The organism is Pseudoflavonifractor sp. An176, from assembly GCF_002160435.1.
In the GTDB taxonomy this organism is placed as follows: domain Bacteria; phylum Bacillota; class Clostridia; order Oscillospirales; family Oscillospiraceae; genus Enterenecus; species Enterenecus faecium.
Genome location: NZ_NFKO01000001.1, coordinates 174,042 through 199,298, shown reverse-complemented (window position 1 = coordinate 199,298; position 25,257 = coordinate 174,042). Strand labels below are relative to the sequence as shown.

General features: G+C 57.6%; 27 protein-coding genes and 1 riboswitch. Of the genes, 15 read left to right on the top strand and 12 right to left on the bottom strand.

From position 1 onward, the window contains the following. Positions 1–41 precede the first annotated feature (41 nt). Both B5F12_RS00960 and B5F12_RS00955 read right to left on the bottom strand, forming a co-directional pair. On the bottom strand, positions 42–1,001 hold the full coding sequence (locus B5F12_RS00960; protein WP_087228887.1) for an Ig-like domain-containing protein: 960 nt from the start codon (positions 999–1,001) through the stop codon (positions 42–44). A 66-nt stretch (positions 1,002–1,067) separates the two neighbouring features. Next, the gene (locus B5F12_RS00955) at positions 1,068–2,237 is read right to left on the bottom strand and encodes an FtsW/RodA/SpoVE family cell cycle protein (RefSeq protein WP_087228884.1); all 1,170 of its coding nucleotides are present in this window, start codon (positions 2,235–2,237) and stop codon (positions 1,068–1,070) included. Positions 2,238–2,352: 115 nt separating this feature from the next. On the opposite strand from B5F12_RS00955, the gene tsaE reads away from it, so the two are divergent. Genes tsaE through upp form a run of 3 tightly spaced genes read left to right on the top strand, consistent with a single transcriptional unit; the run spans position 2,353 to position 4,143 of the window. Continuing rightward, complete coding sequence (gene tsaE, locus B5F12_RS00950; protein ID WP_087228880.1) at positions 2,353–2,778, top strand: tRNA (adenosine(37)-N6)-threonylcarbamoyltransferase complex ATPase subunit type 1 TsaE; 426 nt, start codon at positions 2,353–2,355, stop codon at positions 2,776–2,778. Next, a complete protein-coding gene (tsaB, locus tag B5F12_RS00945) occupies positions 2,775–3,485 on the top strand; it encodes a tRNA (adenosine(37)-N6)-threonylcarbamoyltransferase complex dimerization subunit type 1 TsaB (protein ID WP_087228877.1) in 711 nt (236 codons plus the stop codon). Before tsaE ends, tsaB begins: the two co-directional genes overlap by 4 nt. Positions 3,486–3,513: 28 nt before the next feature. Continuing rightward, the gene (upp, locus tag B5F12_RS00940; RefSeq protein WP_087228874.1) at positions 3,514–4,143 is read left to right on the top strand and encodes a uracil phosphoribosyltransferase; all 630 of its coding nucleotides are present in this window, start codon (positions 3,514–3,516) and stop codon (positions 4,141–4,143) included. 51 nt (positions 4,144–4,194) lie between these two features. On the opposite strand, the gene nrdR is transcribed toward upp, so the two are convergent. Continuing rightward, a complete protein-coding gene (gene nrdR, locus B5F12_RS00935) occupies positions 4,195–4,650 on the bottom strand; it encodes a transcriptional regulator NrdR (protein WP_087228871.1) in 456 nt (151 codons plus the stop codon). Between the two features lie 148 nt (positions 4,651–4,798). On the opposite strand from nrdR, the gene B5F12_RS11815 reads away from it, so the two are divergent. Further along, positions 4,799–4,945, top strand: a complete 147-nt coding sequence (locus B5F12_RS11815; protein WP_158096579.1) for a hypothetical protein — start codon at positions 4,799–4,801, stop codon at positions 4,943–4,945. 99 nt (positions 4,946–5,044) lie between these two features. Here the strand turns inward: B5F12_RS11815 and B5F12_RS00930 are convergent, their stop codons facing one another. After that, complete coding sequence (locus B5F12_RS00930) at positions 5,045–5,428, bottom strand: DUF4363 family protein (RefSeq protein ID WP_087228868.1); 384 nt, start codon at positions 5,426–5,428, stop codon at positions 5,045–5,047. Then, complete coding sequence (locus B5F12_RS00925) at positions 5,425–6,105, bottom strand: DUF421 domain-containing protein (RefSeq protein ID WP_087228865.1); 681 nt, start codon at positions 6,103–6,105, stop codon at positions 5,425–5,427. Before B5F12_RS00925 ends, B5F12_RS00930 begins: the two co-directional genes overlap by 4 nt. A 179-nt stretch (positions 6,106–6,284) precedes the next feature. On the opposite strand from B5F12_RS00925, the gene B5F12_RS00920 reads away from it, so the two are divergent. The 8 genes from B5F12_RS00920 to B5F12_RS00885 all read left to right on the top strand — a co-directional run bounded on the left by B5F12_RS00920 (position 6,285) and on the right by B5F12_RS00885 (position 15,912). Then, positions 6,285–7,370, top strand: coding sequence for a carbamoyl phosphate synthase small subunit (locus B5F12_RS00920; RefSeq protein WP_087228862.1), 1,086 nt, complete (start codon positions 6,285–6,287; stop codon positions 7,368–7,370). Then, on the top strand, positions 7,370–10,579 hold the full coding sequence (carB, locus tag B5F12_RS00915) for a carbamoyl-phosphate synthase large subunit (RefSeq protein ID WP_087228859.1): 3,210 nt from the start codon (positions 7,370–7,372) through the stop codon (positions 10,577–10,579). Before B5F12_RS00920 ends, carB begins: the two co-directional genes overlap by 1 nt. 17 nt (positions 10,580–10,596) lie before the next feature. After that, on the top strand, positions 10,597–12,138 hold the full coding sequence (guaA, locus tag B5F12_RS00910) for a glutamine-hydrolyzing GMP synthase (RefSeq protein WP_087228856.1): 1,542 nt from the start codon (positions 10,597–10,599) through the stop codon (positions 12,136–12,138). A 180-nt stretch (positions 12,139–12,318) separates the two neighbouring features. Continuing rightward, positions 12,319–13,020, top strand: coding sequence for a type I restriction-modification system subunit M N-terminal domain-containing protein (locus tag B5F12_RS00905; RefSeq protein ID WP_087228853.1), 702 nt, complete (start codon positions 12,319–12,321; stop codon positions 13,018–13,020). A 126-nt stretch (positions 13,021–13,146) separates the two neighbouring features. Then, positions 13,147–13,644: a helix-turn-helix transcriptional regulator gene (locus tag B5F12_RS00900; RefSeq protein ID WP_087228850.1), complete on the top strand. Its 498-nt coding sequence runs from the start codon at positions 13,147–13,149 to the stop codon at positions 13,642–13,644. 4 nt (positions 13,645–13,648) lie between these two features. Beyond that, entirely contained in the window at positions 13,649–14,194 is a 546-nt protein-coding gene (locus tag B5F12_RS00895) for a hypothetical protein (RefSeq protein ID WP_087228847.1), read from the top strand. 12 nt (positions 14,195–14,206) lie between these two features. Further along, complete coding sequence (locus tag B5F12_RS00890; RefSeq protein WP_087228844.1) at positions 14,207–14,554, top strand: hypothetical protein; 348 nt, start codon at positions 14,207–14,209, stop codon at positions 14,552–14,554. After that, positions 14,551–15,912, top strand: a complete 1,362-nt coding sequence (locus tag B5F12_RS00885; RefSeq protein ID WP_087228842.1) for a hypothetical protein — start codon at positions 14,551–14,553, stop codon at positions 15,910–15,912. Before B5F12_RS00890 ends, B5F12_RS00885 begins: the two co-directional genes overlap by 4 nt. Before the next feature lie 65 nt (positions 15,913–15,977). Here B5F12_RS00885 and thiD read toward each other — a convergent pair whose 3' ends face one another. Genes thiD through thiM form a run of 4 tightly spaced genes read right to left on the bottom strand, consistent with a single transcriptional unit; the run spans position 15,978 to position 18,875 of the window. Next, positions 15,978–16,772 (bottom strand): bifunctional hydroxymethylpyrimidine kinase/phosphomethylpyrimidine kinase, encoded by a 795-nt coding sequence (gene thiD, locus B5F12_RS00880; RefSeq protein ID WP_087228840.1) that lies wholly within the window; start codon positions 16,770–16,772, stop codon positions 15,978–15,980. A 1-nt stretch (position 16,773) separates the two neighbouring features. Further along, complete coding sequence (locus tag B5F12_RS00875) at positions 16,774–17,412, bottom strand: HAD family phosphatase (RefSeq protein ID WP_087228837.1); 639 nt, start codon at positions 17,410–17,412, stop codon at positions 16,774–16,776. Continuing rightward, a complete protein-coding gene (thiE, locus tag B5F12_RS00870; RefSeq protein ID WP_087228834.1) occupies positions 17,405–18,064 on the bottom strand; it encodes a thiamine phosphate synthase in 660 nt (219 codons plus the stop codon). Before thiE ends, B5F12_RS00875 begins: the two co-directional genes overlap by 8 nt. Next, a complete protein-coding gene (thiM, locus tag B5F12_RS00865; protein ID WP_087228831.1) occupies positions 18,045–18,875 on the bottom strand; it encodes a hydroxyethylthiazole kinase in 831 nt (276 codons plus the stop codon). The genes thiE and thiM overlap by 20 nt, the downstream gene beginning before the upstream one ends. 53 nt (positions 18,876–18,928) lie before the next feature. Then, positions 18,929–19,036: riboswitch (TPP riboswitch) on the bottom strand. 188 nt (positions 19,037–19,224) lie between these two features. Between thiM and B5F12_RS00860 the strand changes: the two genes are divergently transcribed. The 3 genes from B5F12_RS00860 to B5F12_RS00850 all read left to right on the top strand — a co-directional run bounded on the left by B5F12_RS00860 (position 19,225) and on the right by B5F12_RS00850 (position 20,495). After that, positions 19,225–19,842, top strand: coding sequence for a TetR/AcrR family transcriptional regulator (locus B5F12_RS00860; protein ID WP_158096716.1), 618 nt, complete (start codon positions 19,225–19,227; stop codon positions 19,840–19,842). Next, positions 19,829–19,960: a hypothetical protein gene (locus tag B5F12_RS12240; protein ID WP_275532683.1), complete on the top strand. Its 132-nt coding sequence runs from the start codon at positions 19,829–19,831 to the stop codon at positions 19,958–19,960. The genes B5F12_RS00860 and B5F12_RS12240 overlap by 14 nt, the downstream gene beginning before the upstream one ends. A 157-nt stretch (positions 19,961–20,117) precedes the next feature. After that, positions 20,118–20,495: a cytidylate kinase family protein gene (locus B5F12_RS00850; protein WP_242954854.1), complete on the top strand. Its 378-nt coding sequence runs from the start codon at positions 20,118–20,120 to the stop codon at positions 20,493–20,495. Between the two features lie 67 nt (positions 20,496–20,562). Here B5F12_RS00850 and B5F12_RS00845 read toward each other — a convergent pair whose 3' ends face one another. The 3 genes from B5F12_RS00845 to B5F12_RS00835 form a co-directional block, all read right to left on the bottom strand. Beyond that, positions 20,563–22,218: a galactoside ABC transporter permease gene (locus B5F12_RS00845; RefSeq protein WP_087228823.1), complete on the bottom strand. Its 1,656-nt coding sequence runs from the start codon at positions 22,216–22,218 to the stop codon at positions 20,563–20,565. A gap of 15 nt (positions 22,219–22,233) precedes the next feature. After that, the gene (locus B5F12_RS00840; RefSeq protein WP_087228820.1) at positions 22,234–23,739 is read right to left on the bottom strand and encodes a sugar ABC transporter ATP-binding protein; all 1,506 of its coding nucleotides are present in this window, start codon (positions 23,737–23,739) and stop codon (positions 22,234–22,236) included. 193 nt (positions 23,740–23,932) lie between these two features. Continuing rightward, entirely contained in the window at positions 23,933–25,195 is a 1,263-nt protein-coding gene (locus tag B5F12_RS00835; RefSeq protein ID WP_087228817.1) for a substrate-binding domain-containing protein, read from the bottom strand. Between the last annotated feature and the right edge of the window lie 62 nt (positions 25,196–25,257).

The window sequence follows — 25,257 nt, the reverse complement described above, 5'->3', positions numbered from 1 at the left end:
AAAGAGCTGGACAGAACTTGGGTTCTGTCCAGCTCTTCTACTTATTGAAACCAGCTGGTCTCCCGGCTGTCCACCACATCCAGGGCGGCGGAGAGCATCTGGGCGGCTTCCCCCCGGGTGAGAGTGTCCGAGAGAGTGGCCCCAGGGGCCACCACGTCCAGCGCCTCCAGGTTGGCCACCGACTGGCTGGCCCAGGCGGGAATCTCTTGGCTCACCGAGGTGGTGTGGATGGGGATGTCGGTGGTGCACAGAAGCTCTTCCAGCATCACCGCGGCCTCCAACTGGGTGATGGAGTCCGAGGGGGAGAACACCACTTGGCCGTCCTCATTTTGTTCTCCCAGCCCAGCCCCCTGCATCACAGCAGCGGAGACATATCCTTTGGCCCAGGCGGAGATGTCTCCATCGTCATAAAAGCCGGTGGTGGAAACCCCGTCCAGGGGCTGGGTCTGGGTCACATCCATGGCCAGCACCAGAAATTCCTCCCGGGTGAGGGGCTGATGGGGGTCAAAGTAGGCCACCCCTGCCATTTGGCGGCCCACGTAGATGCCCTCCTCGGCCAGGCGCAGGGCGGCATAGTGGTAGGGACTGCCGTCCAGATCGGCATAGGTCACTCCACAGGTGGGCACGGTGATGGAGATTTCCACGGTGGCGGGCTCGGAGACGTTGCCCATGCTGTCAATGGCCACATAGGAGAACACGTCCGAACCCTTCTTGTTCTCGTAGGGGGTGTACCAGAAGGTGGAGGTGTCCTTCTCATCCAGAGTCACCTGGCCCCGGGCGGGGCTGTCCACCACCTGGTAGGTGATGAGATCTCCCTCGGGGTCCACGGCGGAGAAGGTGCTGGTGATGGCAATGTCCTGATAGGTGGTCAGGGTAAGATTTTTCGCCACCGGCGGGGTGTTCTCCCCGCTGGTGCTGACGGTGGTGACCACGGCGGCGGACACCGGCATGGTCAGGGCCCCCGCCAGCAGCAGGCAGAATAGGGGAAGACGGTATTTCACAAGAGGGTGCCTCCTTGCTCTGAGTTGATACCTCTAGCATGGCACATGGTGGTGAAAAATATTCGATCAAGTTCGGTCTTTGAGCCAGCTGGGCAGCGGCCTCATTTTAATACCCGACACCATGCCCATGGCCACAAAGAGGGTGAGGGTGGAGGACCCGCCGTAGCTGAAGAAGGGAAGAGTCAGACCAATGACCGGGGCCACATACAGGCACATGCCCACGTTGAGAATGGTCTGAATCATGAGCATGGCGGCGATGCCCATGGCGATATAGGCGGACATGCGGCTCTTGGCCTGCCGGGACACCCACACACAGCGCAGGATGATGGCGAAGAGGAGCAGCAGCACCACGCAGCACCCCAACAGCCCCAGCTCTTCTCCACACACCGAGAAGATGAAGTCGGTGTGGCGGGCAGGCAGGTTCTGAGATAGAGCGGACTGGGTCTGTTTGCCGTGGAGGTAGCCCATGCCGGTGATTTGCCCGGAACCAATGGCCAGCAGGGAGCGGCTCTGCTGCCAGCCCCGGCCCAGAGGGTCCAGGGAGTGGTCAAAGACCACCCGGAAGCGCATGATGCGGTAGTCCGTCCAGAACTTGGTGTGGGGGAGCACGAAATTCCATAGCAGGATTACTCCGGCCACCAGGGGAATGCCGACCCCTAGGAACCACCGCTTCTGGACGCCGCCCACCCAAGCCATGATGACAAAGATGAACAGGTACACCAGCACCATGCCGTAGTCGCCGGAGAGGGCGGCCAGCATTCCGGCAAAGAGCATGGTCAGCCCGGCGTACTTCAACAGGGAGGTGAATCGGCTCACCCCAAAGGAGCGCTGGTGGTTGATGAGCCAGGCCAGCACGCAGATGTAGGCCAGCTTGGCCATCTCGCCGGGCTGGAAGCCGGTGGATAGGCCGGGGAGAAAGACCCAGCTGCGGTTTCCGGTGCCGTCGTCTCGGCCGAAGGGGAGCAGCAGCAGGATGATGGCCAGACCCAACACCAGAAATACCTTCCACCACTTTTCCAGCAAAAATTCCAGGTCTACAAAGGTAATGACAATGTAGATCACGATGCCCAGGCAGAGAAAGATGGCCTGCTTGAGGGGGTAGCTGTGGAGGGCAGGGTCGTACCGGGTGGCGCTGTACACCAGGGCAATGCCAAAGAGATTGGCGCACACGCACAGGGTCAGGAGCAGCACGTCCCCTTTTTTAAAGAAATCACGAAGGTTATCCATGAAGACCATGGGAGTTCTCCTCTCATAATATGGGAAAGATCACAATGATAAAGATTAGTATAGCACATATGGCCGGGGTGTGCTATACTGTCTTGAAAGAGTTTACAAGTTGAGGTGAACGGCTATGCAGTATATCACCCACAGCCCGGAGGAGACCAGGGCGTTGGGCCGTACATTGGCACAGGCGCTCCAGGGGGGCGCCGTGGTGGCATTTACCGGGGACCTGGGGGCGGGGAAGACCGCCTTTGTCTCTGGAATGGCGGAGGGATTGGGAATTGAAGAGCGGGTGACCAGCCCCACCTTTACCATCGTCAATGAATATGAAGGGGGCCGCCTGCCTCTGTTCCACTTTGACATGTACCGCTTGGGCAGCGCCGACGAGCTGTTCCACATCGGCTGGGAGGACTACTTGGCCCGGAATGGTGTGTGTGCCGTGGAGTGGAGCGAGAATGTGGACGAGGCCCTGGACGGGGACACCATTCGGGTGGATATCTCCCGAGGCGAGGACGACAACACCCGCATCATCACCATAGAGGGGGTAGCGCTATGAAGATTTTGGCCTTGGAGACCTCGGCGGTCACCGCCTCTGTGGCCATCACCGAGGACGAGAAGCTGCTGGGGCAGTCCTTCCAGAACAGCGGCCTGACCCACTCGGTGACCCTCATGCCCATGGTGACCCAGCTGCTGGACAACGTGGGGCTCACCCTCCACGACATTGACGTGGTAGCGGTAGCCGCCGGACCTGGCTCCTTCACCGGGGTGCGCATCGGCGTGGCCGCGGCCAAGGGCCTGGCTTGGCCCGACGGGAAGCCCTGCGCGCCCTGCTCCACCCTGGAGTCCATGGCATGGCAGTGCGCCCACATGGAGGGGGAGATCTGCGCGGTGATGGACGCCCGGCGCAATCAGGTGTACGCCGCCCGGTTCTTAGCCCAGAACGGGACTCTCACCCGGCTGAGCGAAGATGCCGCCATTGGCCTGGACCAGCTGGCCCAGGAGCTTGAAAAATCCTCCAATGCGAAATTTCTCGTTGGAGATGGCGCATCCTTGTGTTATAATTTCCTCAAAGAGCGGGGAATATCCGCCACTATGATGCCGCCCCACCTGGTCTATCAGACCGCTTGGGGTGTGGCCCGGGCAGGGCTGGAGCTGGCCCGCCGGGATCAGCTGGTGTCCGGGGCTGCCATGGCGCCCCAGTACCACCGCCTGAGCCAGGCCGAACGGGAGCGTTTGGCCCAGGGCAAATCTTTGACCAAATGACCGATATAAGAAAAGGGGTTTGACGACTATGGAAAAAGTACACGTTTTGGACCATCCGCTCCTGCAGCACAAGCTGTCCATCCTGCGGGACAAGAACACCGGCGTGAAGGACTTTCGCAGCATCGTCTCTGAGATTGCAGGGCTGATGTGCTACGAGGCCACCCGGGACCTGCCTCTGGAGGATGTGACTATTGAGACTCCCGTGGCCACCGGCACCTTCAAGATGCTGGCCGGCAAGAAGCTGGCTGTGGTGCCCATTCTCCGGGCTGGCCTGGGCATGGTGGACGGTATTCTGAACCTGATTCCCTCCGCCAAGGTGGGCCACATCGGCCTGTACCGGGACCCTGAGACCCTGGCTCCCGTGGAGTACTACTGCAAGATGCCCAGCGACATCGCCGAGCGGGATGTCATCGTGCTGGACCCCATGCTGGCCACTGGTGGCTCCGCTGCCGCTGCCATCACCTTCCTCAAGGGCTACGGCTGCAAGCACATCAAGCTGATGAACGTGCTGGCCGCTCCCGAGGGCATCGCCTGCATCCAGAAGGAGCACCCCGACGTGGACATCTACGTGGCTGGGCTGGATGAGAAGCTCAACGACCACGGCTATATCGTGCCCGGTCTGGGCGACGCTGGCGACCGCATCTTCGGCACCAAGTAAAGAATAAAGAATCGTCCCGGATTTTCCGCTCGAAAATCCGGGACGATTTTTTTATCTCTCTTTCAGCAGCTTGTCCAGCTCTTCCATAAAGGTGTTGATGTCTTTGAACTGGCGGTACACCGAGGCAAAGCGCACATAGGACACCTCGTCCACGTTCCGCAGCTTCTCCATCACCAGCTCGCCGATCTGGGTGGAGGGAATTTCCCGCATCAGCTCATTTTGCAGGGTCTGCTCGATCTCATCGGCGATGCGCTCCAGGGTGTCGGTGGGTACCGAGCGCTTCTCGCAGGCCTTGAGCATGCTGCCCATGAGCTTGGTCTTGTCGAAGGACTGGCGGCGACCATCCCGCTTGATGACCACCAGGGGGAGGCTCTCCATGGTCTCGTAGGTGGTGAAGCGCTTGTGACAGGCCAGGCATTCCCGGCGACGGCGAATGCTGCTGCCCTCGTCGGCGGGGCGAGAGTCTACCACCTTGCTCTCAGGGTGGGCACAAAAGGGGCATTTCACGGGCGGATCATCCTTTCCTTGTGTGATGATAAGATTGTGGAAATTATAACATAAAAGTGGGCGGGTGTGTACCAGTTGTAAAAAATTTTTTTCGCTCTGCATAAAGAAAATTCAGGGGTGGCATACTGCTGACAGTGAGGTGATAAACATGGATAAACGTGATAGCCGCATGACCAATAAGATGGGCTCTGAAAACTGCAAGCGCCAGAGCACCGAGAACCGCAAGAAGCAGTCCCCGGAGAATCGCAAGCAGTCCGGCATGGAGAGTAAGAACCCCATGGGCAAGGGCTACTAAGAGCGGAGCCTGAAGGAGAGAGCGTGTGTATGAGACCAAGAGGTTTTGTACACACGCTTTCCCTTTCTGGAGAGAGGAGCCCGCCCTCTCAGGGCAGGCTCACAGGATGTTTTTCAAAGAGGGCAGCTCCGCCTCCACCAGCAGCTCCAGCTGATAGAGAATGCGGGCGTTGGCCGCGGCATATTCCCCCGGCTGTTCCCGCTGCTCCAAAATGGCCAACGCCTCCTGAAAGGCGGTACTCACCCCGTCAATGTCGTCGTGGTGTAGGGTGGTGTGGAGGTAGAACATCTGGTCCTCCCAGTTTTTCCAGGCCTTCTGAGTGAGGTCGTAGGCTTTCTCCCAATCCCCCTGCTGTACTGCCTCCCCGGCCTGTTCCAGTTGCATAGAGAGAGACTGGGTTTCATGGGAGAGGTACCACACGTGGAGGGAGCACCCGGCCACTAAGGCGGCCAGAAGGACCACCGAACATAACAATCGTTTCATTGCTTGCCCTCCTTGGGGACACAATAGGTGTGGCCCAGATCGTCCACCGTCATGAGAAACACCTGCTTGTGGGAGGTGAGACCGTGGGAGGCAAGCTGCTGCTGGAGCCACTGGTCCCCGTACCCTCGGCCCCGCAGGTCCTGGGCGAGCAGCCGCCCGTCGCTGATGACCACCAGGGGCAGACCGGGCTCTTCCGGGTCTTGTCCCACCTGTCGGGCGGTGGCGGGCTGGAGGGCGGCGTAAGGGAGGACAGACAGCTGGCCGTTGGTCTCCAGCACGGCGGTATGGATTTCCTCCAGATAGGGGTGGCCCAGAATGCGCAGTTCTTCCAGAAGCTCGTCCAGGGTCAGGCGATTGGCCCGCAGGGCCTGCTCCACCACCTGCCCCTGGCGCACCACCACGCTGGGGCGGCCCCCCAGGAGGGTGCGGAACCGGATGGACTTGGTGGAGAGAATGGAGAGGATGGAGGCAATGGCCAGCAGCACCGCAATGGGAATGACCCCGGTGAGCAGGGGAATGCCGTTGTCCTGCATGGGGACGCTGGCCAGGTCGGCGATGATGAGGGCCAGGGTCAGCTCGCTGGGTTCCAGCTCCCCCAACTGCCGCTTGCCCAGCAGACGAATGCCCGCCACCAGGAGAATGTAGAGCACCAACGTGCGAATGAGTACCACAAACATGGGAACACCTCCGGCAAAATATGGTTTATTGAACATTTTGCCCTTGAATCTAGGGGAATATCCCTGGCGTTTGTCCATAATTCCGATTTTAAAAATGACATGAAAAAGCCTGCGAGAATTTCTTGTATTTTGGATGGTTTTGCGATAAAATGAACCGAGTATAAATAAAGGTGGGATATATGTTGAAGGCAACTTTGATTCTGGCCAATGGTGCTATGTTCCAAGGTCGATCCATCGGAGCCACCGCAGATCGGGTGTGCGAGATGGTATTTAACACCTCCATGACCGGGTATCAGGAAATTTTGACCGACCCCTCCTATGCGGGGCAGGGCGTGGTCATGTCCTATCCCCTCATCGGCAACTATGGAGTGAACCATTGGGATAACGAGTCCTCCCGTCCTTGGGTGGAGGCATTTGTGGTTCGTCATCTGTCCCCCCGGGGCAGCAACTTCCGCTGCGAGGGCGAACTGAACGACTTTTTGAAAGACAACAACATCACAGGAATTGAAGGGGTAGACACCCGTGCCCTGACCAAGATCCTCCGCAATCAGGGAAGCATGAATGGCATGATCACCTGTGCGGAGCATTTTAATGTGGCGGAGATTTTGGACAAGCTCCGCGCCTACAAGGTGGAGGGCACCGTGGAGCGGGTCACCCGCAAGGAGCCCGAGGTGTTCCCCGCTGTGGGTGAGCAGAAGTACCGGGTGGCCATGATGGACTACGGCGTCAAGCAGAACATGATTGACTGCCTGTGCCGCCGTGGCTGCGAGGTTACCGCATTCCCCGCCTCTACCCCCGCTGAGACGGTGCTGGAGGGCGGCTTTGACGGCGTGATGCTCTCCAACGGCCCCGGCGACCCCGCCGAGAACGTGGAGTGCATTGCCCAGCTCAAGAAGCTCTATGACAGCGACATCCCCATGTTCGGCGTGTGCCTGGGCCACCAGATGCTGGCTCTGGCCACCGGCGCCCGCACCGGGCGGCTGGACTACGGCCACCGTGGCGGCAACCACCCCGTGCGGGATATTGCCGAGGGCCGGGTGTTCATCACCAGCCAGAACCACGGCTACATGGTGCTGGCCGACTCCGTCCACCCCGAGGTGGCCGAGATCAGCCACATCAACGTCAACGACAACACGGTGGAGGGCCTGCGCTACAAGCGCCCCAACTGCTTTACCACCCAGTTCCACCCCGAGGCCAACGCCGGTCCCCGGGATACCGAGTATCTGTTCGACCGTTTCATCGCGTCCATGGGAGGTGACAAGTAATGCCTAAGAATCCCGAAATCAAGAAGGTTCTGGTGCTGGGCTCTGGCCCCATCGTCATCGGCCAGGCCGCTGAGTTCGACTACGCCGGCACCCAGGCCTGCCGTGCTCTGAAAGAGGAGGGCCTGGAGGTTGTACTGGTCAACTCCAACCCCGCCACCATCATGACCGACAAGGACATTGCCGATCATGTGTATATCGAGCCCCTGAACATCCCCACCGTCACCCAGGTCATTGAGAAGGAGCGTCCTGACTCCATTCTGCCCACTCTGGGCGGCCAGACTGGTCTGAACCTGGCCATGGCCCTCCACGAGAATGGCACCCTGGCCAAGTACGGCGTGAAGCTGCTGGGTACTTCCCCTGAGTCCATCCGCAAGGCCGAGGACCGCCAGGGCTTCAAGGACTGCATGGAGGAGATCGGCCAGCCCTGCGTCACCTCCGAGGTGGTGGAGAGCGTGGAGGACGCCGTGTCCTTCGCCAACACCATCGGCTACCCCGTCATCGTCCGTCCCGCCTATACCCTGGGCGGCACCGGCGGCGGCATTGCCTACGACGAGCCCTCCCTGCGGGAGATTGCCGACCGCGGCATCAACCTCAGCCGTGTCAACCAGGTTCTGATTGAGCGCTGCATTGCCGGTTGGAAAGAAGTGGAGTTCGAGGTGCTCCGTGACTCCGCTGGCAACGTCATCACCGTGTGTTCCATGGAGAACATCGACCCCGTGGGCGTGCACACCGGCGACTCCATCGTGGTGGCTCCCACCCAGACCCTGGCCAACGAGGAGTTCCAGATGCTGCGTACCGCCGCTCTGGACATCATCTCCGCTCTGGAGATCGAGGGCGGCTGTAACTGCCAGTTCGCTCTGAACCCTGACAGCTTCGAGTACGCCGTCATCGAGGTCAACCCCCGTGTGTCCCGTTCCTCCGCTCTGGCCTCCAAGGCCACTGGCTATCCCATCGCCAAGGTGGCTGCCAAGGTGGCTCTGGGCTATACTCTGGACGAGATTCCCAACGCCGTCACCGGCAAGACCACGGCCTGCTTCGAGCCCACCCTGGACTACTGCGTGCTGAAGATTCCCCGCCTGCCCTTTGATAAGTTCACCACCGCCAGCCGTACTCTGGGCACCCAGATGAAGGCCACCGGCGAGGTCATGGCCATTGCCAACTCCTTCGAGGGCGCCCTCATGAAGGCCATCCGCTCCCTGGAGCTCAACGTGCGGGCTCTGAAGCTGGACAAGCTGGACGACCTGTACACCGACGAGGTGGAGGACCTGCTGGCCCAGGTCACCGACGAGCGTCTGTTCGTGGTGGCTGAGGCTCTGCGCCGTGGCGTGTCTCCCCACAAGATCAACCAGATCACCAAGATGGACATGTGGTTCCTGGACGGTTTCAAGCGCATCATCGACATGGAAGAGCGCCTCAAGGCCTGCCGTGGGGTCCCCGATGTGGACACTCTGAAGGAGGCCAAGGAGATGTGCTTTGCCGATAGCTATATCGGCAACCTCTGCGGCATGGAGCAGAAGGATGTGAAGGCCCTGCGGGAGAAGTACGGCATCGTGCCCTCCTTCAAGATGGTGGACACCTGCGCCGCCGAGTTCGACGCAGAGACCCCTTACTACTACTGCACCTACGACGGAGAGAACGAGGCCGACGGCGGCGAGCACGACCGCAAGAAGGTGCTGGTGCTGGGCTCTGGCCCCATCCGTATCGGCCAGGGCATCGAGTTCGACTACTGCTCCGTCCACTCCGTGTGGTCTCTGAAGCGACTGGGCTATGAGACCATCATCGTCAACAATAACCCCGAGACCGTCTCCACCGACTTCGACGTGGCCGACAAGCTGTACTTCGAGCCTCTGACTGCTGAGGACGTGCAGAACATCGTGGAGCAGGAGAAGCCCGACGGTGCTGTGGTGCAGTTCGGTGGCCAGACCGCCATCAAGCTGGCCAAGGCCCTCACCGACATGGGTGTGCCCATCCTGGGCACCTCCTCCGACGGCGTGGATGCCGCCGAGGACCGTGAGCGCTTCGACGAGATCCTCAACCAGTGCCGCATTCCCCGCGCCAAGGGCCGCACCGTGTTTACCACCGAGGAGGCCCTCCAGGCCGCCAATGAGATCGGCTATCCCGTGCTGGTGCGCCCCTCCTACGTGTTGGGCGGCCAGGGCATGGAAATTGCCTATAACGACCGCAACATCACCGACTTTATGCGCATCATCAACCGCACCGTCCAGGAGCACCCCATCCTCATCGACAAGTATCTCATGGGCCGTGAGGTTGAGGTGGACGGCGTGTTTGACGGCGAGGATATCCTCATCCCCGGCATCATGGAGCACATCGAGCGGGCTGGCGTTCACTCCGGCGACTCCATCTCCGTCTATCCCACCATCCATGTGGAGGACAAGCACAAGGAGACCATCCTGCGCTATACCCGTGATCTGGCCAAGGCCCTGGGAGTTATCGGCCTGATCAACATTCAGTTCATCATCTACAACGACGATGTGTACGTCATCGAGGTCAACCCCCGTTCCTCTCGTACCATCCCCTATATCTCCAAGGTCACTGGCGTGCCCATCATTGACCTGGCCACCAAGGTGATGGTGGGCCAGAAGCTGAAGGACCTGGGCTATGGTACCGGCATCTACAAGGAGGCCGACTACTACGCCGTGAAGATGCCCGTGTTCTCCTTCGAGAAGCTCACCGACGTGGACACTGGCCTTGGCCCTGAGATGAAGTCCACCGGCGAGGTGCTGGGCATTGCCGAGTCCTTCCCCCAGGCCCTCTTGAAGGCCTTCAAGGGCGCCAACATGCGGGTCCCCAAGAAGGGTGGCCGTATCATCATCACCGTCAAGGACGAGGATAAGCAGGAGATCGTGGGCATTGCCCGGGGCTTTGCGGATATGGGCATTGAGATTCTGGCCACTGCCGGCACCTGTGAGGTGCTCCATGAGGCTGGCGTGCCCTGCACCCAGGTGGCCCGTGTCTCCGAGGCCCACCCCAACATCAGCGACATGATCGCCTCCGGCACCATCGACCTGGTTATCAATACCCCCACCAAGGGCCGCCGCCACGACACCGACGGATTCAAGATTCGCCGTGCCACCGTGGAGCACTCCGTGGGCTGTGTCACCGCCATTGATACCGCCCGGGCCATGCTCACCGTCCGTGAGCAGAGCCGCAGTGCTGACCTGCGTCCCATTGACGTGACTACCATCTAAGGGAGGAAACTATCGGAATGGCACATCAAACGGTCATCGTTCTGGACTTCGGCGGTCAGTACAACCAGCTCATTGCCCGCCGTGTGCGTGAGTGCAACGTGTACTGCGAAGTCAAACCCTATACCACCCCCTTGGCCGAGCTCAAGGCCATGAACCCCATCGGCATCATCTTCACGGGTGGCCCCAACTCTGTGTATGAGGAGGGGTCCCCCAAGGTGGACCCCGAGATCTTCACCTGGGGCGTGCCTGTGCTGGGCATCTGCTACGGCTGCCAGCTCATGGCTCACACCCTGGGCGGCCAGGTCACCCCTGCCCAGGACGACACCGCCCGGGAGTACGGCAAGACCGAGACCTGGTACAACACCAACAGCCCCATCTTCAAGGGCCTGCCGGAGCAGGGCATCTCCTGGATGAGCCACGGCGACTATATGGCCCAGGTGCCCCAGGGCTTTGACCTGGTGGCCCACAGCGCCAACTGCCCCAACGTGGCCATTGCCAACGAGGAGAAGGGCTTCTACGGCGTGCAGTACCACCCTGAGGTCAACCACACCGAAAACGGTGTGAAAATGATCCGCAACTTCCTCTATGAGGTCTGTCACGCCGCTGGCGACTGGACCATGGAGGACTACAAGAACACCGCCATTGCCGCCATCCGCGAGAAGGTGGGCGACGGCAAGGTGCTGTTGGCCCTGTCCGGCGGCGTGGACTCCTCTGTGTGTGCCGCTCTGCTGGCCGAGGCTGTGGGCAGCCAGCTCACCTGTGTGTTCGTGGACCACGGTCTCATGCGTAAGAACGAGGGCGACGAGGTGGAGGCCGCTTTCTCCAAGTGGGCCATGAACTTCGTCCGGGTGGACGCTGAGTCCCGCTTCCTGGCCAAGCTGGCTGGTGTGGAAGAGCCCGAGCACAAGCGTAAGATCATCGGCGAGGAGTTTATCCGCGTCTTCGAGGAAGAGGCCAAGAAGATCGGCACCGTGGACTTCCTGGCTCAGGGTACCATCTATCCCGATGTCATCGAGTCTGGCGCTGGCGATGCCGCCGTCATCAAGAGCCACCACAACGTGGGCGGCCTGCCCGACTACGTGGACTTCAAGGAGATTCTGGAGCCCCTGCGCCTGCTGTTCAAGGACGAGGTGCGTCAGCTGGGCCGTGAGCTCCAGCTGCCTGAGTACCTGGTCAGCCGTCAGCCCTTCCCCGGTCCCGGCCTGGCCATCCGTGTCATCGGCGACCTGACCAAGGAGAAGCTGGACACCCTGCGGGAGGCCGACGCCATCTACCGGGAGGAGATCGCCGCCGCGGGCGAGGACAAGAACATCAACCAGTATTTCGCTGTGTTGACCAACACCCGTTCCGTGGGCGTCATGGGCGATGGCCGCACCTACGACTACACCCTGGCCCTCCGGGCTGTCACCACCAGCGACTTCATGACCGCGGACTGGGCCCGCATCCCCTACGACCTGCTGGACAAGATCAGTGTCCGCATCGTCAACGAGGTGCCCGGCATCAACCGTATTTGCTACGACATCACTTCTAAGCCTCCTGCCACCATTGAGTGGGAATAATTAGAAGTAAATAGAACCACAAAGGGACCGCTCGATGGAGAATCGGGCGGTCCTTTTTCTTCCTTGCCTATGGGGAGCAAAGTCCCATTTGTGGCCCTCTGATTGGGCAATCCCGCATTGAATGTGCTGGGGAAATTTAGTATAATATATCCATTAACTTTGAAATCGAGGACCGATGTTATGATAACTGGAGCCATTAAAAATAAAGTGGATAAGATTTGGACGGATATCTGGGCTGGCGGTATCACCAACCCCATCACCGTCATTGAACAGCTCACCTACCTGATGTTCATCCGCTCCCTGGACGAGAAGGAGCTGGAGCGGGAGGAGTTCGAGAACCTCACCGGGGAGGAAATGGACAAGATTTTCCCCCAGTCCCCGGCGGGCCAGGCCATGCGGTGGAGCAAGTTCAAGAATCGGGACCCCCGGGACATGTTCGATATTATTTCCCAGCGGGTCTTTCCTGCCATTAAGAACATGCGCAGTGGAAAACTCCCTGACTTCCAGGAGGACGGCGCCATGGTGGAGGTGGACGCCCAGAGCGGGGGAGAGGGGCAGGAGGACACCGCCTTCGCCCGCTATATGGACAGCGCCATGTTTCTCATTCCCACCCCCCAGGTGCTGCAAAAGATCATCACCGGATTGGACGAGCTTTATGAGCACGACATTGCGGAGCGGGACATGCAGGGGGACCTGTACGAGTACATGCTCAGTAAGCTCAGCACCGCTGGGGCTAACGGCCAATTCCGCACCCCCAAGCACATCCGGGACATGATGGTGGAGCTGTTGCAGCCCACCCCCGATGATGCCATCTGTGAAATAATCTTACTGAGTTTGATACAAAGGACAGGAATAATTAAAAAGTGCGCCTTTGCGGTGTAAAAACAGTCGTTGCGGTGTAGAATCCGAAGCGGCTGTTTTTTATTGTAGCAGAGCGTATATACCACGCCGAACTATTGACAAATATATTGTCAAAGGCTATAATTTATACAAGAGGAGGGCGCACCTATGGATGAAATCATTCGTATGCAAGAATATTTACTTTTAATACGACGCACTGTTGGATGGACTGCCGAGGAGTTTGGTGAAAAAATCGGCGTCACCAGACAGACTATTAATAACATCGAAAGTGGTCGCAATAAGCTGACCAAAACACAATATATCGCCATGAGAAGTGTCCTCGATGCAGAAATGATTCAAAAGCCAGATGACACAGAAATGCTGAAAGTTCTTCTGGATGTCCTTGTGGATCACCCGGAGAACTACAGTGAAGACCACAGAAATGAACTCTTGGCCAAAGCAAACATGATGGCTCCTTCCATCCTAGCAGGCACTTCCACTCGTGCGGATGTGTCTAAGGAATGGATGAAAGTAGCCGGTGCTGTGGTTGGTGCCGGAGTTCTTATGGGACCTCTCGGAATCGGTGCAGGCATTGCTGCTGTGAATGTGTGGCTTGCTAAATCAATCGCCGACGGAAAAAAGAAGTCGAAAAAGGGCAAGGAGTAATCTTATGGGCGGATATGTGAAAAAGAAAAAAGACATGGTTTTTCAGAGTGTGGATTCTCTCCAGCAGATCGTAAATGTTGTAAATGAGGCCGCCGCTGCTGTGAACGACTCGAAACGAACAATCAAAGAAAGTGCAATCCCCGAAGTCCTTGCAGGTGCCCTTGGTGCTGGAATTGGCGGTGTAGGTTCCTTTGCTGCCCTCTATGGCCTGGGCGTTGTTGGTTTGTCCGCTGCTGGAATAACATCTGGACTGGCGGCTGCTGGTGCCGTGGTCGGCGGTGGTATGGTAGCTGGCATATTTGTTTTGGCCGCCCCTATCGCAGCGTTAGCAGCAGGAGGTGTTGGCGTTGCAGCACACCTCAAAAATAAACAGTTGCGACAGGAGAAGGAGCGTCTCTATAAAGAAGTTCTCGCTCGTCATGAAGCGATTATCAAGGCACTAAAAGATGAAGCAGACGCCACGCAGGAACGTCTGGATTATTTGCAGAGTTTGAATATACTGCTCCAGCAAGCCGTGAAGGATTTGGGCCACGACTTGGGGGTGGCTTAAAGGAGGGCTTCTATGGGAAAGCAAATCAAACTCCCCAATATTGACTTTGTCAAGGTTGGTAACACCCTTGTTGAGTCAGGCAAGACCGCAGGCGCATTTGTCAAAAACCATGCGACTGAATTTCTCGCAGGGGCTCTTGCTGGTGTAACCATTGATAACATTCGTATTCGTATGGGTCGTAAAAAGGACAAAAAAGCCTTTGAGGAAAATGCTCACAAACAACAGCAAGTTATCAGAAAACATGAAGCTGAAATCAATGTGCTGAAAGACAAGGCAGAACAGGGACAGGAAGCTCTACAAAAGGTTGACCAGTTGGAGCAAATCGTAAATAACCTAACGGAGGGAGGTGCTTCTGAATGAGCAAGTACAAGTATAGCGAAACCGAAAGGCAGATAAATTCTGTACTCAAGCACCACGATGAAGACCTCAAATCGATTCACTTTCCGTCTTTGTCTGAAGCGGATGCCACTGTAGCCAAAGCGGATGCCCTGCTTCGTAGGCTTGGATATCAGCCGGATGCGATCAAGGGCTTAGTGCCTGTACAACCCAGAAAAACAATGGTTATCCCTACTTGGGAGCAATGCTGCGCCGAAGCAGAAAAACACATAGGAACGGACTGCGAATTGGAGTCCCTTTTCACTGAGGAGGAACTCCGCAGTAACGAGCTTGCTATTAAACAACTCAACGAAGAATTTAATGCTGTACATCGGCTTGATGCCTTTGACATCAGCATCGCCGCTCTTGCCGGGTTGGTTGGTGCTGCAGTGGATATTCTTCTTGTCGGCATTCCGCAGAAAACCCCGGATGGGCTGAAAGGTGGTCCCCTTTCCAACTACGTTCGAGACTACTTCGATAAAAAATTCCCAGAAGAAGAAATGCAGAAACTTGCCAATTCAAAAGTCAGCAAGGTTCCTTATGATGCCCAGGACAATCGCCACACAACAATCCGTGTGGAAGGACTTTCTGCTTACTACCACAGACTGCTTCAATTGGGGCATGATCCTCTCCTCGGTTTCGTATTCGGTGTAGCGGATATTTTGACCGGCAGAATGACTACCATCGACAAAGCCGGAAATATCGTATTTCAGGTAATGGAGAATTATGCCGACCGCAAAGAATCAGATATCTTCGCAGCACTGGCAAAACAGGTCATTCATTTCAAATCGGACGTAACCACTTCTATGGGACTCCCTGTACCGCTGATGAGTCTCTTTAACCTTCTTCAATTTGGCAGCATCGGTGAAGAGGAACAAACCATAGCAGAAATCGTTCAAGGTATGTACTATGAGGGTTATGATTTTATCCACTTCTGCTCCATGTCCATTCCCGCAATGCTTGTAGAGGTTATTGTCCGTTTGGGTTATTCTATTAAGCGCATAAAGGAAGGACACGAAATAAAGGATGCTATTCCGTTTTCCTTAAACCGAGAGAAGCACCCTAAACTGGCAACAATGCTCTTCATTGCTCATGCCGGTGCTACGGCAGCAAATGCCGGAAAGGTATATTTTACGCACAACCCTGTTGCAATCAATTATCCTCAATGGATAGCCTTTGCTAAATACACCTATAGCCAACTCAAATGGGCACTGCTCGAAAGACCTGCCCTACGAGAAGCCTATGTGCGTGGTAAAATCAATGAAGAACTGGATGATGTCCTCTCGGAAGCCGAAGCAACCTTTGACCGATTCGCAAGAGATTACATCGTAGTATTCAACTGAAGAGGATGCTTATGGAAAAAGGATGGATGTGTCGCAAAACGTAAGTTTTGTGGCACATCCGTTTTTTAGATCATATCGCTTTTTAAGTCGTAGCCGTGGTGAAGGGGACCGGAGCCATGGCCCAGGTCCAACATGGCGGACAGAGCCCCAGAGATGTAGGCCTTGGCCCGCTGGATGGACTCCTCCAGAGAGAAGCCTTTGGCCAGATTGGAGGCAATGGCGCTGGACAGGGTGCAGCCGGTGCCGTGGGTGTTGGGGTTTTGGATTCTGGACCCGTGGAACCAGGTGCACGCGCCGTCCACACACAGCAGGTCGCTGGCGTCGTGGACGTGGTGTCCACCCTTGCACAACACGGCGCAGCCAAAGGTGTCCGCCATCTCCCGGGCGGCTCGCTCCATGTCCGCCTGGGTGGTGATGGTCCGTCCGGTGAGTGCCTCGCTCTCCGGGATGTTGGGGGTGATGACAGTGGCCAGAGGGAAGAGAAGCTCTTTCATGGCCCCCACAGCGCTGTCTCGGGACAAGGTGCTGCCACTGGTGGCCACCATCACTGGGTCCACCACCACTCGCTGGGCGTGGTAGTGCTCCAGCCGCTGGGCGATGACTTCCACCAGAGCAGGGGAGGGGACCATGCCGATTTTTACCGCATCCGGGGGAATGTCCTGAAAGACAGAGTCGATTTGCTGGCGCAAAAATGCTGGAGAGACCTCCAAAATGGCGGACACTCCGGTGGTGTTTTGCGCGGTCAGGGCGGTAATGGCGGTCATGGCATACACGCCGTTGGCCATCATGGTTTTGATATCCGCCTGGATGCCGGCCCCTCCACTGGAGTCGCTGCCGGCTATGGAAAGTGCGGTTTTCATGTTACGCCTCCTCAAAACTGGGAATGGTCTCGTCAGACAGGCCTTGCAGCTCTTCCCAGTGCGCGCTGGCATCCTGGTCATACACGCCTACGATATAGAACCCGGCGTTCTTGGCGGTGGCGGCGGCATAGACGGCGTCCTCATAGACGGCGGTCTCGGCCGGGGTGCAGCCCATGCGTTGGGCGGCCTGGAGATATATGTCCGGCTGGGTCTTGCCCACCCCCACCGTCTCACAGGACAGGAGGAACTGGAAGTAGTGCCGTACCCCCAGCCGGGACAGGCACAGCTCCACCAGAGGTTCAGCGGTGGCGGAGGCCACACACATGGTGGTGCCCGCCTGGTGCAGCCCCTCCAGATAGGCGGCAACACCCTCTTTCAGAGGAATATCATTGCGGTAGTGCTGGTCCATCATATGCTCCATTTCCGCCACCATGTGGTTGGAGGTGATGTCCAGCCCAAAGGTCCGCCGGAACAGATCGGCGGACTCCTCCATGGTCATGGGCTTGATGGCCTCTAAGATGTGGTTGGGGACCTGTTCCACCCCACGGCTGTGGAGGTACTCCTCCGCCAGCTGGCTCCAGTAGGACATGGAGTCCACCAGAGTGCCGTCCAGGTCGAAAATGGCAAACTTTTTATCCATGGGCCACCATCTTTCGGGACAACTCCAGAAGTTGGGCGGTGGCGGCTCCGGGATTGGGAGCGGCAAAGATGGCAGACACCACCGCCACACCGTCCACACCGCTGCCGGAGAGCTCCAGCAGGTTGGAGGCGTTGATGCCGCCAATGCCCACCACAGGGATGGACACGGAGGCGCAAATCTCTTTGAGCTGCTCCATGGACAGGCTGGTGGCATCCTGCTTGGTGCTGGTGTTGAACACAGCACCCACACCGATGTAGTCCGCCCCGGCCTGTTGGGCGGCCACCGCCTCCTGCACGGTCCCAGCGGAGATACCCAGGATTTTGTCCGGGCCAATCATGGCCCGAATATCCCGGCCCTGGATATCGGACTGGCCCACGTGAACGCCGTCGGCGTCAATGTCCAGGGCGATTTCCACGCTGTCGTTGACCACAAAGGGGACGCGGTATTGGGCACACAGCGCTTTGAGGGCCTGGGCCTCCTGCTCAAAGGCAGAGGCATCCAGGTCCTTCTCTCGAATCTGCAAGAAGGTGGCGCCGCCCTCCAATACTTCCTGGCACACGTCCACCAGAGTCTGGTCGGGCTTGAGCCACATGCGGTCGGTGACGGCGTAGAGCAGCATGGAGCTGCGAATTTCATCGTTTGTAAACTTCATAGCGTATCTTCTCCTGTAGTTGTTCCTCGGCCAAGTTAAAAATCCCGTCGATGAGATCGGTGCGGAAGGTGGCGTTGCCCGTGCCCTTCTTCAGCCGCTGTTCCTCCGCCAGTTCACCGGCCACACCCATGGCGGCCATGGCAGACACGGTGGCGGCAAAGGTGTCCTGGGGCTGAGCGCCACAAAAAGCCCCGATGAGGGAGGTGAGCATGCAGCCGCTGCCCGTGATACGGGCCATGGTGGCGCAGCCGTTGCGCAGTACCACCGTCTCATTCCCATCAGAGACAATGTCCAGCACTCCGGAGATGGCAATCACGGTGTGGAGCTGTGCGGCCAGGGTAGCGGCCATCTCCATGGCCTCCCCCAAATTCTCCTCTGTGATGGCGTCCATGGCGCTCACATCCACACCGCTGCCCACGGCGTGCTGGCCGGCCAAAAAGCGAATCTCCGAGGCGTTGCCTCGGATGGCGGCAAACTGCACCTGGTCCAACAGGCGCTTGGACTCATCCCGGCGCAGCTGAGTACCTCCGGCAGCCACCGGGTCCAGCACCACGGGCTTTCCCAGCTCGTTGGCCTTACGCCCGGCCAAAATCATGGAGTCCACAAAGTCCATGGCCCCCATGTTGCACACCAGGGCGTGGGCTCCGCATACGGCCTCCTCCACCTCCCGGATGTCCTGAGCCATGGAAGGGGACGCGCCAGAGGCCAGAATGATGTTGGCGCAGTCGTTGACGGTGACAAAGTTGGTGATGCACTGGACCAGGGGAGCGACGGCGTGCACCTGACCCAGCGGTTGTGTGAAGCGATTCATGTGTTCTACTTCCTTCCAAAGAAAAATGGGAGACGACCTGGCAGGCTGTCTCCCAACGAATCTCCCACAAGCTTCCTACGTCGGCATTACCCGCATCAGGTTCACGGGTCGATGGTCACACCATCCTCTCAGCCTGTGTACAAGCTCCCCAAAGGGTATTATAGGGCTTCTCTGGTCCAAAGGCAAGGGGAGAAGAGAAAATACTGTAAATTTTTCTTGTGAAATACCTGGGCAAGTAGAGACAATACTGGTGAAAACGGAGTAATTACTTGTAACGGCGTGGTTTTGATTGACAACGAATGCTATTAGTTTCGTAATAACTAACGGAATTAGTTTTGGAGGAATGAATATGAGTGCAAAGGGATTGGCCAGAGAGGTCATTGTGTCCGAGGCGGTGGCCTGCATGGAACACACGGGACAACCCACCGTGTCCCTCCATGAGTTGGCCCGCAGGCTGGGGGTAAAGACCCCGTCTCTGTACAACCACATACAAAATACCCGACAGCTCCAGCGAGAGGTGTTCCGCTATGCCATTGACAAATTTGTGGCCCATCAGGAGGCAGCGGTGGCAGGGAAGAAGAGGGACCAGGCGGTGCGGGCGTTTGCCCAGGCCTACCACGCCTTTGCGGTGGAGAATAAGGGGCTGTATCGGCTGATTATGTCCATCCCCTCCCAGGAGGATGACCAGGCCAAGGAACTGGCTCTGCCGCTTCTGAAAACGGCGGTGGAGGTGCTCTCCGGCTATGGTCTGCCCCAGGAGCGGGTGGCCCACTGGCAGCGGGTGTTCCGTGCCATCCTCCACGGGTTCATTGCCCAGGAGGACTTGGGATATTTTTATTACTACGATACCACCGATGTGGGGGAGAGCCGGGACATTGCCATTCAGTGTTTCCTGGACGGACTCCACGCTGAGGTGGATGCAGGAGAGAAGAACAGAGCAGGAGAGAGAAACCATGACGAAGAATAACGAACTATTTACCACCATGCCGGTGGGGAAGGCGGTGGCCAAGCTGGCCATTCCCACCGTGGTCAGCCAAATTATTGTGATTCTGTACAGCTTGGCGGATACCTTTTTTATAGGGTAGATTGGCGATCCCAACCAGATCGCCGCTCTGTCCATTACCTTTCCCATCTACACCCTGTTGACGGCCGTGGCCAACCTCTTTGGCATCGGTGCCAATAGCGTGATCGCCAGAAGCCTGGGGCAGAACGATGAGTCCACTGTCAAGAAAGCTTCGGCCTTTGCCTTTTGGGCCAGCCTGGGTCTTCCATATGGACGTGGCAGGCGCTGCCGTGGCCACCATGCTGTCCAATGCCATTTCCATGGTGTATTTCTTTGTGGTGCTCTACCGCATCCGCAAGGAGACGGTGCTTACCATTGACGAGAAGCGAGCCGAGCGCATTGTTACAGTGTATGGGCAACGGGAAGAATCTCCTGTACAGCGTCTCCACGACAAAGATCAGAAGCGTAAGGAATTCTATGAGCTGTACACAGGCACCCAATGGGGGCAGGCAGATAACTATGACCTGTGCCTGGACAGCGGAAGACTGGGCATTGAGCCCTGTGTGGATATGATTGCAGCCCTGTATCAGCAGCGATGCAAGGCTACAGCGACATAATTGGGCATCAAAAAATCCCCATCGCACCCAAGTGCGATGGGGATTTTTGTGTAGTAGGAGGGAAGAATTACTTCTTCTGCACGTACTTCAAGCAGTCCAGAGTGACGGCCACCAGGATGATGATGCCGGAGAACACGAACTGCAGGTTGGCGTCGATGCCCAGAACGGTCAGGGCGTAGGTCAGAGCGGTGAAGATGAACACGCCCACCACAACGCCGGAAATCTTACCGATACCACCGGTGAAGGACACACCGCCCACCACGCAGGCGGCGATGGCGTCCATCTCCCAGCCTTGGCCGTAGGAGGCGGAACCGGAGCCGAACATACGGATGCACTCCAGCCAGGAGCCGAAGCCATAGAGGATACCAGCCAGAACGAAGGCACCCAGGGTGACAGCGAACACGGAGATACCGGACACGGAAGCGGCCTCGGGGTTGCCGCCCACGGCGTACAGGTTCTTGCCAAAGGTGGTCTTGTTCCAGATGAACCACACGATGACCACAGCGGCCACAGCCCACAGGATGATGGTGGGGAACTTGCCGATCTTGGGGATGATCATGTTGGGGATGTTGGACTCAATGGCGCCGAAGGACACGCCCTTGGTGCCGTAGGTCACCAGACCGAAGATAACCAACATGTTGGCCATAGTGGCGATGAAGGGGTGCATCTTGAACTTGGCGGTAAAGAAGCCAGCGATGGTGGTGAAGATGGTGCACAGCACGATGCAGACCACCAGAGCCAGAATCACACGACCCACGACGGGGATGCCAGTAAGGTCAAAGGTATGACCAAACACAGAGCCGGTATTGATACCCTTGTGCATGATGATGGTGGAAGCAGTCATGCCCATACCAACCATACGGCCGATGGACAGGTCGGTACCGGCCAGCATGATCAGGCCGGCAACGCCCAGAGCCAGGAACATACGGGGAGAGGCCTGCTGGAGGATGTTCAACACGTTGTTCATGGTGAGCAGCTGCATACCCTTGACGGCGGGGGTGATGAAACACAGAGCGATGAAGATAACCAGGATGGCCAGGTACAGACCGTTCTTCAGCAGGAAGTTCCGGGTATTGAAGGTGTAGCGGTAGTTCTCCACCTTCTGGGCCAGGGTCTCGCCCACGGTAAACTTGGACATCCGCAGCAGGTCGATGAGGTGGAACTTGTGCTCATAGGCGGCGTGACGGCGATCCTTGACCTCCTGGAGGTCCTTGGACAGCTGCATCTTGGCGTCAAAGAGACGGTTTTTGTGGACGTACTTCTCGTCCTTGATCTCGTGGGCATCAGTGAGCTTAGACAGGGCCTTCTGGTGCTCCTGGTTCAGCTCAGCCACGGTGGCACGATACTTCTCCTGGGCGAAGGACTTCTCCTCCTTGCAGCTGGTGGCCACGTACTGGAAGTAGTCCTGGTTAAAGTGGGCCTTCAGGTAGGTCTCAGCATCGGCGATCAGCTTGGACACCTCGGCCTTGTTCTTGGCTTCCACAGCCTTGGCCTTCTCCAGTTCCTTGCGCCAACCCTCAGCGATGGAATCCTTCTCCTGCTGGGTGTAGATGCGGTCGCGCTTCAGACTGTCCAGATTGGCCTGAATCTCCAGCACTTTGTCGGTGCCGTCTGCCCGGAGGGCGTCGATTTTTGCTTGAATGCTGCCGACGTACTCGTCGATGGACTGGCGGAGCTTGTCCTCTTGCTCAGCCGTCAAAATATTTGTTTTCACAGGTGCCATATACAACTTCTCCCATTAAAGGTATTTTGCGCTCAATCTCAAGAGCTCTTCCTGGTCGGTCTCCTTGGTGTTGACGATGCCGGACAGGCGACCGTTGGACATTACGCCGATGCGGTTGGTGATACCCAAAATCTCCGGCATCTCGGAGGAGACCACGATGACGGTCTTGCCCTGCTTGGCCATGTTGATGATCAGCTCGTAGATCTCGTACTTGGCGCCCACGTCGATGCCGCGGGTGGGCTCGTCCATCATGAAGATCTGGGGCTCACGCTCCAGCCAGCGGCCGAAGATGACCTTCTGCTGGTTACCACCGGACAGGCTGGAAATCATATCCTCGGGGCCCATACACTTGGTATGCATGATGCGGATCTCCTTGTTGGTGGCCTTCACCATCTTGGGATCGGACAGGGCCACGCCACTCTTGTATTGATTCAGGTTGGCGATGGTGGTGTTGAAGGTCAAATCCGCCTTGAGGAACAGACCGTTGGCCTTGCGTTCCTCGGTGATGAGGGCGAAGCCGTGGTCGATGGCCTCTTTGGGGTTGTTGAAGTTCATCATCTTGTTGCGGAAGTACACGCGGCCAGAGGCGCGGGTACGCATGCCGAAGATGGTCTCCATCAACTCGGTACGGCCAGCGCCCACCAGACCGTACAGACCAAAAATCTCGCCCTCCTTCACATCGAAGGTGATGTCCTGGAGGTGAGGGGCAAACTTGGTGGACAGGTGCTGCACCGACAAAATGGTGTCTCCGGGAGTGTTGTCCACGGGGGGGAAGCGGCTTTCCAGGGAACGGCCTACCATGGCGCTGATGAGTTCGCCCATGTTGGTCTCCTTGGAGGGCTTGGTCATGACCAGGTTGCCGTCTCGCAGCACCGAGATCTCATCACAGATTTCAAAAATCTCGTCCATCTTGTGGGAGATGTAAATCAGGGAGATGCCCTGATCCCGGAGCATCCGCATCATCTCAAAGAGCTTGTCCACCTCTTTGACGGTGAGGGAGGAGGTGGGTTCGTCCAGCACGATGACCTTGGCGTTGTAGGAGATGGCCTTGGCGATCTCGCACATCTGCCGCTGGGACACCGACATGTTGCGCATGGGCTGATTCAGATTCACAGTCATGCCCAATTTGCGGAACAGCTCGGAGGCTTTTTTCTTCATGACACCCTCGTCCACGACACCAGCCTTGGTGGGGTATCGGCCCAGGAACAGGTTGTCCATGACGTTGCGCTCCAAGCACTGGTTCAGCTCCTGGTGCACCATGGCAATTCCGTTTTCCAGGGCGTCCTTGGGGCCGGAGAAGTTGATCTCCTTGCCGTCAAAGTAAATTCTGCCCTCGTCTTTTTGGTATGTACCGAACAGGCACTTCATCATGGTGGATTTACCAGCGCCGTTCTCGCCCATCAAGCCCATGACAGAGCCGCGCTTCAGGTCCAGGTTGATGTGATCCAGAACCCGGTTACGGCCGAAGGATTTGCACATACCGCGAATCGACAGGACAATATCGTTCTTTGCTTCTGCCATTCTCGTTACTCCTGTTTACAGATTGACAGGTTCGCAATGCACGTTGCGGACGCTGTCGGTGATTACTGGTGAGAGTGTTGGGGAGAAGGTACCCGCCGGACAGGAGAAGCCTCCTAAACCGGAGAATTCCTTCTCCCCAATAAAGGTTTACAACGTATTCAGATACGGATCGCGACCCGCATCTAACGCCAAATTACTGGAGCAAGCCGGTGTAAGAGGTGGCGTTGTCGGTCTTGATGACGTTGATGGCGAAGGCATCGTAGGCGCTGGGGTTGCCCAGACGGTTGGTGATACTGGCCTCAGACTGGCCGTCACCGTCCACATACTCGACCTCCAGGTTCAGCAGGTCGTCATACTTCTTCAGCAGGGGCTTGTAGGTAGAGCCCAGGAAGTTATCAGCGGAGTTGTAGGTGTTCAGCCAAACCTTCTTCACGGGGCTGGTCTCCTTGTCCAGCTGGTTGGAAACAGGAGCCCAAGTCACGGTGGAGTCCAGGAACTCCTCATAGTTCTCCTCGGTGACGGCCACATTCAGGGCGTAGAAGGAGCGCTCCTCAGCATTGTACACATACTCCTGATCGGACAGCACGTTGCCGGCCTCGTCAGCGGTGCTGATACCGGTCTGGACATCCACACCATCCAGAGCGTTACGGATCACGCGGAGGGTCAGGTAGGCCTGCACGTCGGCGTGCTGGCTGATGGTGCCGCCGTAACCTTCAGCGATAGCAGCAACGGCGTCGGAGTTGGCGTCATAGCCGAAGGTGGGAACACCAGCCTCGTTGGACCAAGCGTTGAACATGGCCATGCCCATGCCGTCGTTGTTGGAGGCCACGACGTCGATCTTGTCGCCGAAGGAGGAGACCCAAGTGCCGATGGTGTTACCAGCGGTGGGAGCGTCCCAAGTGGCGCCAGCGGCGTTCTTCATCTCCTGGGAGGCCAACTCACGGATGATGTAGGTCTTGCCGTTGACTTCCAGCTTGCCGTCCTGAACCTGGGTGGCCTTGCCTTCCACGTTGGTACCAACGGCCTCGGAGATGACGTTGCCGGAATCGTCCTTCACAGCGGTGCCCAGAGCGGAGCGGACGCCGCGGGTACGGGCGATGGAGTCGTTGTGGCCCTTGTCGCCGATGGCCAGCACGTAGCCGATGATGCCATCGCCGTTCTTGTCGATCTCATCGATGTGAGCCTTGATGTAATCCAGAATCATCTGGCCCTGGAGCTCGGCGCCCTGGTTGGCGTCGAAGCCCACGTAGTAGGTGTCCTCGTTGAAGTTCAGAGCGTCCATATCCAGTGCACCGGTTTCGGAGTTGGAGGGCTGACGGTTGAACCACACCAGGGGCTTCTGATTGTTGGCAACAGTAGAGCTGTCGCCACCCTCACCGCCGCCACCGTTACCGCAGGCAGCCAGACTGAAGGCCATAGCAGCGGCCAGAGACAAAGCAAGCACTTTCTTCTTCATAACGATTCTCCTTTTCAAATTTAGGTGATTGACGGAGCATACGCGAGCTCCATCTCTTGTCC